At 53.3% G+C, this 6,351-nt stretch carries 3 protein-coding genes; all 3 read left to right on the top strand.

Annotation, left to right across the window (positions count from 1 at the left end; translation table 11 throughout):
* Positions 1 to 4,308: excinuclease ABC subunit UvrA (uvrA, locus tag AACZ40_RS27580; RefSeq protein ID WP_339676784.1), on the top strand; the 4,308-nt coding region annotated here is incomplete at its 5' end.
* 262 nt (positions 4,309 to 4,570) lie between these two features.
* Positions 4,571 to 5,488 (top strand): 4-(cytidine 5'-diphospho)-2-C-methyl-D-erythritol kinase, encoded by a 918-nt coding sequence (ispE, locus tag AACZ40_RS27585; RefSeq protein WP_291169779.1) that lies wholly within the window; start codon positions 4,571 to 4,573, stop codon positions 5,486 to 5,488.
* 38 nt (positions 5,489 to 5,526) lie between these two features.
* Positions 5,527 to 6,195 (top strand): SpoVG family protein, encoded by a 669-nt coding sequence (locus AACZ40_RS27590; protein WP_291169781.1) that lies wholly within the window; start codon positions 5,527 to 5,529, stop codon positions 6,193 to 6,195.
* The last annotated feature ends 156 nt before the right edge of the window (positions 6,196 to 6,351 follow it).

Genomic DNA, 6,351 nt, shown 5'->3' on the forward strand with positions numbered 1-6,351 from the left:
CTGGATGAACCGACGACCGGCTTGCATTTTGCCGATGTGAAACTGCTGCTCAAGGTCCTGCATCACCTGGCGGATGCCGGCAATACGGTGCTCGTGGTGGAACATCACCTGGATGTGATCAAAACCGCCGACTGGGTGATCGACCTCGGCCCCGAAGGAGGCGAAGGGGGAGGCATGATTCTGGTCGAAGGCACACCAGAGGAAGTCGCCGCCTGTCCCTGGTCTTACACCGGACTGGCACTCAAAGAACAGACCGATCTGGTTCCCGCAAAAACCGTCAAAGGGAAAAAGAAACAGGCTCTGATATTAAACAATCCGCATCTGCGCTGGCAGTCTGGTACCACGAAGCGGAACGGAAGGTCCAACGGCGACAGCACACAGATCACGATCCGCGGCGCAGGTCAGCATAATCTGCAGAACCTGGATCTGCAGATCACCCGCGACCAGATGAATGTCTTCTGTGGCCCCAGTGGCAGTGGCAAATCTTCCCTGGCCATGGATACGCTCTACGCGGAAGGTCAGCGTCGCTACGTCGAATCATTATCCGCGTATGCCCGCCAGTTTCTGGGCCAGATGCCCAAACCCAAATTCGAGCACATTCACGGCCTTTCGCCGGCGATTGCCATCGAACAGAAAACAACCGGCCATTCGCCCCGTTCCACTGTCGGAACGGTCACGGAGATCTATGATTACCTGCGCGTGCTCTATGCCCGGCTGGGAAAGATGTACTGCCCCGAATGTGACGTCCCCGTCGAAACGCAGACAACCGATGAAGTGATCAAACGCATTCTCGCGCTGGATACAGGCACCAAACTGCTGATTCTGGCACCCGTCGATATCAACGTGGGTCAGGCTTACGAAACGCTCTGGGAAAAATTACGCACGCAGGGCTTCCTGCGGGTCCGCATTGATGGCGTGACGTATCGCCTGGAAGATGTTCCCGATATCGATCGTCGTCGCCGCCATGAAGTCGAAGTTGTCATCGACCGCATTACCGTCGCTGCCAAAAATCGATCCCGCATTGCTGATTCGGTAGAATCCGCTTTGGCACTGGGTGAAGGCCTGATGTATGCCTGCTATTGTGACGATGAAGTTCCCGAACAGGAATGGGATTTCGAAACCTTCAGCCTGTACTACTTCTGCGATCAGTGTGGTCAGAGCTTTGAAGAACTGACGCCCCACAATTACTCCTTTAACAGTCCCCTGGGCTGGTGTGAATTTTGTGAAGGGCTGGGAACCGAACTCGGTACGAACCTGTCTGAGTTGATTCCCGATCCCAACCTCAGTCTGCAGGACGCCGCCGTCGCGGCCTGGCCTGATCCGCGAACCAACGCCGAATTCAATAAGACATTAGCGGCGATTGCCAAACAGTTCCGAATTCCCCTGGATGTCCCCTTCAATCAACTGAGTGTGAAACAGCAGCGATTTGTTTTGTACGGCGATGAAGATCGCTGGATTCCCCTCGACGAGGCAGGCACGGTCCAGTTTCAATACAAAGGGTTGTACCCGGCTATCGAAGAAGCCTCGCGCCTGTCGTTCGGCTTTCGCAGTCGTCTGCAGGAAATGACGGGCGAAGTTCCCTGTTCGGTCTGTAACGGGAGTCGTCTGCGCGCGGATGCCGCCGCGGTCCGCTTTCAGGGAAAAACGGTCGGCCAGTTTTGTGATCTCCCTTTGAAAGCGGCGCTCGCATTTATCAAAACCGCAAAACTCGACAAACGGGAAAAGCAGATCGCGGGCGACCTGGTCAAAGAAGCCACGAGTCGGTTGCAGTTCCTGGTCGATGTGGGACTCGAATACCTGACGTTGAGCCGACCGCTGCCTACACTCTCGGGCGGAGAAAGCCAGCGGATTCGCCTGGCAGGGCAGGTGGGACGTTCGCTGACGGGCGTGCTGTATGTATTGGATGAACCAACAATCGGCCTGCATCCCCGCGATAATACGCGGCTGATCAACACGCTGAAAAAACTCCGTGATATCGGCAACACGATTGTGATGGTCGAGCATGACCGGGAGGTTCTGGAAGCCTCGGACTGCCTGTATGACTTTGGACCGGGTGCCGGCCGCTTTGGGGGCACGATCGTCGGTAAAGGTTCGCCGAAACAGCTCAAACGCAAAAAGAAGTCACTCACCGGCCAGTATCTTTCGGATCAGCTCTCGATTCCACTGCCGCAACAACGCCGTGTCATTTATGAAAAACAGGGCAACACGGAAACGCCGATTTCCCCCACCGGTCACTGGCTGGAATTGAAGGGCGCACGGCAACACAATCTGAAGTCCGTCGATCTGAAAATTCCCCTCGGTTCCTTTACCTGTATCACCGGCGTTTCGGGATCGGGGAAAAGTTCGCTGGTGGAAGAAACACTGGCCCGGGCGGTGACGAAAAAACTGCACCGTTCCAAAGAAGCACCCGGACCACACGACGATCTGCTGGGCCTGGAACAGATCAACAAAGCGATTATCGTCGACCAGAAACCGCTGGGTAATACGCCCGCCTCGAATCCGGCGACTTATACAGGCGTCTTCGATCAGATTCGCGAACTCTTCTCGCGGCTTCCGGATGCCAAGGTGCGCGGCTATCAGCCGGGACGTTTCAGCTTTAATCGCTCCGGCGGTCGCTGTGAAGACTGCGAAGGAAACGGCCAGCGCTGTATCGAAATGCACTTTCTGCCCGATGTCTGGGTGACCTGTGAGACGTGTAACGGCAAGCGTTATAACCAGGAAACACTCTCGGTTAAATATAAAGGAAAATCGATCGCGGATGTGCTGGAGATGTCCATCGGAGAAGTCGCCGAGTTATTCAATAACATTCCCGCCATCCGTCGCACGATGGAAACACTGTGTGCCATCGGTCTGGATTATCTGACATTGGGGCAATCTGCGCCGACGCTGTCCGGCGGGGAATCGCAGCGGGTGAAACTGGCAGCCGAACTGGCACGCCCCAGTACCGGCAAGACGCTCTACCTGCTCGACGAACCCACCACGGGTCTGCATTTCGATGATATCGCCAAACTGTTGAAGGTGTTGAACAGCCTGGTCGAACTCGGAAATACGGTCATCGTCATTGAACATAATCTGGATGTGATTAAAACCGCAGACTGGCTGGTCGACGTCGGTCCGGAAGCGGGCAGTGGTGGCGGACAGATCATTGCTGCGGGAACACCCGAGAAACTGGTCGAACATGCCGAGCGTTATCAGAAACAGGGCAAGGCAGCCGGCAAGACAACCAAAACGCGGAAAACCAGCCAGGCACCGTTGCTCAGATCTTATACGGGAGAGATTCTTCAGCCGATCATCTCGACAGGCAAACGGGTGGAACGCGAAATCTTTGACGCACAGAGCCTGGGTGAAAAGCAGGAAGGCGACCTCGATCTCAGGCAGATCGGTCGCGATGCCCAGATGCCGTGGCAGACAGAGGGACGCCGCTGGCATACCCACGATCATGTCTCCCTGTCAGGAGCCGCCTGTCAGTGGGAAGGGGCCGCCCTGGAAAGCGTGATTGATTTTATCGAAAACAAAGAGGGCTTCGGCGAGATCAACTGGAATCATCGCAGCATTGTCGAAGTGAATGGCCCGGTGAAAAAACAGGGCTGGTTCCTGCATGCCAATACCGGCGATGAATGGCTGCTGCGACTGAGCTTTCGCGTAAAACGCAATACGTTCAAACAGGACGAACTCCGCGATCAGCTGGCATTGAAGTCCCTGGACGACCTGGATGAGCTGCCGATCTACGGACGTTCCAATCGGGTACGCGTCAAAAATCTGAAAGGACCCTGGCAGGAAGTCAGCCTGACGATTCACTGGCAGGAAGAAATAGCGACGCCCGGCTTCCAGGAGTTTCTGGAGACCGCCTGCGAATCGTACCTCGGTCTGATTCACCGTGAGGAAATCAAGCCTGAAGAGATCATGCCCTGGAAAGTCTTGAAGAAGAAATGGCATCTTTCCCGCAAAGGATTCCCCAACAATAAACGGGTCCGCTGGGATGCGGAACTGCTGGAGTCGTTATTTGATCTGCTGGAACAGACTTATCCGGAGGCATCGTACCAGTGGGACAGTAAGTCACTGGTCAATCTGTCGCACGCCGGGAAAAAGAAACCGTTTCTTACCGTTCATACCAAACGCCGCGAAGGCGTGGATCTGACGCTGCAGGGAACCGCGGGCCAGATCACTCTGGGTAAAATTGCTGACCTGGGGGACGAGCGGGAGATAAAAACGGATGCACGGGGGAAAGAACAGGCCCGGATTCGCTTCACTCAGAAAAAACAGGTCGAGTCAAAATCGTTCAAAGCGTTGCTGACATCAATTAAATAAGTGACGCGCTGCGAGAACTGCTTGTGGAAACTCCCTGTATGACAGTGGGAAATCACGCCGCCCAGGAAAAGATGTTGACGTTTTTTCCATGAACAGATAGGATACTTCTTGTGGTAATAGTCTTAATATTACCTCGTCGTATACAAGTCGAATCTTAATCAGGTCAAGCTGCTCTTTTTTCTCTCACAACTCAAAAGGTGGGGACCTGTTCAATAAACGAGGAAAGACTCGTTTTTCAGTAGGAATTTTGGAATTGTGACGGATGCTATTCGCTTACTCCCATCCTGGCACCCTGACGGTTCACGCTCCTGCTAAGTTAAATTTGTTTTTAAGCATCGATGATAAACGATCCGATGGCTTTCACGAAATTACTTCGTTGATGCTCTCGGTAGGAATATACGACACTTTAGTTTTCACGGAGGAACCTTCAGCAGAAGTCGAGTTGCGTGTTACTGAAGCCAATTCACTGTTAACCCCTCTCAAACAAAACCGGCAGCGTATCCCTGCAGGTGAAGAGAATCTGGTTGTGCGAGCAATCCGGTTACTTCAGGAACAGACGGGATCGCACCAGGGAATTCGAATTGAGTTGATCAAACGGATTCCAGCAGAAGCCGGCCTGGGCGGGGGATCGAGTGATGCCGCTGCAGCCTTATTTGCTGCCAATAAACTTTGGCGTTTGGGTCTGTCGCTTTCCGAACTGTGTGAAATCGCAGCGAAACTGGGCAGTGATATTCCTTTTTTCCTGACAGCCAGTCACAGTGCCATCTGTCGGGGAAGAGGCGAAATCATCGAACCGGTTTCCGTTCCCCAATGTCTGCACTTTGTTGTTGTTCGACCGGAAACGGGATTATCAACGGCAGACGTTTATCGGCACTGTCGAGTAGGACGCCACGCGAAAAATCAGGTGGAGCAACTTGTCAGCAATCTGGCTTCTGGTCAATTTCATTCATTATCCAGGCTGATGTTGAATGATCTGCAGGCACCCGCCGAAAAGCTGAATTCCGATATATTAAAATTAAAAGATTACTTCTCAAAACAGTCCGTTTTGGGGCATATGATGAGTGGAAGTGGGACTGCCTACTTTGGAGTCTGCCAAAACAGAGCACAGGCATCTCAAATTGCTGCGCGATTACGATCCACAGTGAAAGGGCATGTATTTGTCGTCCAGAACCGCCTATAGATGAGCATTTTAAAATTTGGCACAAATGGAGTGAGGCCATGGAGATCAGTGAAGTACGCATCAAGTTGATGAATGATCCACACGAAAGATTACTGGCGTTTTGCTCAATCACTTTCGATGTCTCGTTTGTCATCCGAGATCTGAAAATCATCCAGGGAGCAAAAGGTGCCTTCGTGGCTATGCCCAGCCGCAAACTGATGGACCGGTGTCCCAAGTGTCACACCAAAAATCATCTGCGGGCTTCCTTCTGCAATCAGTGTGGCATCAGGCTTGATGAAAATCGTGCCGACAAAGATGACGCCGGTCGCGCGAGGCTCTATGCCGACATCGCGCATCCCATCAATTCCGAATGCCGCGAACTCATCCAGGAAGAAGTCCTGAAAGCCTACCAGCAGGAAAAAATCTCGGCGCAGCAGGATGGTTACATCTGTCGCTACGACGATTTCGGCGAAGAAGACTTTGCCCGCCTGGGGCCCTACGAGGAAGATTACGAAGAGACACCCGTCGAACAGCCTTCTGCTACCGAGTCGACGCATATTCGTAAGAATAATCAGGTATTCCGGATCGATCCTGGCGAGACCGGTTCGGACCGGAGCCGACCACATCACACGGCAGCGGATCAACCCTCCCCGAACAAAGTCAGCTCAACAGAAAATGAGTCGGGCGGTAAGGGAAAGGGTGATGCCTTCGGATCAGGTATTGTTTGAAATCAGCCGGGTTTCTGATTCTGCTATGCGGCAGGGGCTGCGGTCATAGCAGAATCACGTTACGGGTGCACGTCCTCAGGCTGTCTGTCCGGTAAAACTGTTACATCATGAATAAGCCGACCACCATGATGGTGATGCCGGTGGCTTTGGTTGTCA

Source organism: uncultured Gimesia sp., from assembly GCF_963972345.1.
In the GTDB taxonomy this organism is placed as follows: domain Bacteria; phylum Planctomycetota; class Planctomycetia; order Planctomycetales; family Planctomycetaceae; genus Gimesia.

What these genes read in the sequence shown, in the direction of transcription:
- AACZ40_RS27590 (WP_291169781.1), top strand. Translation starts at nt 5,527, where the DNA reads ATGGAGATCAGTGAAGTACGCATCAAGTTGATGAATGATCCACACGAA.
- ispE (WP_291169779.1), top strand. Translation starts at nt 4,571, where the DNA reads ATGCTATTCGCTTACTCCCATCCTGGCACCCTGACGGTTCACGCTCCT.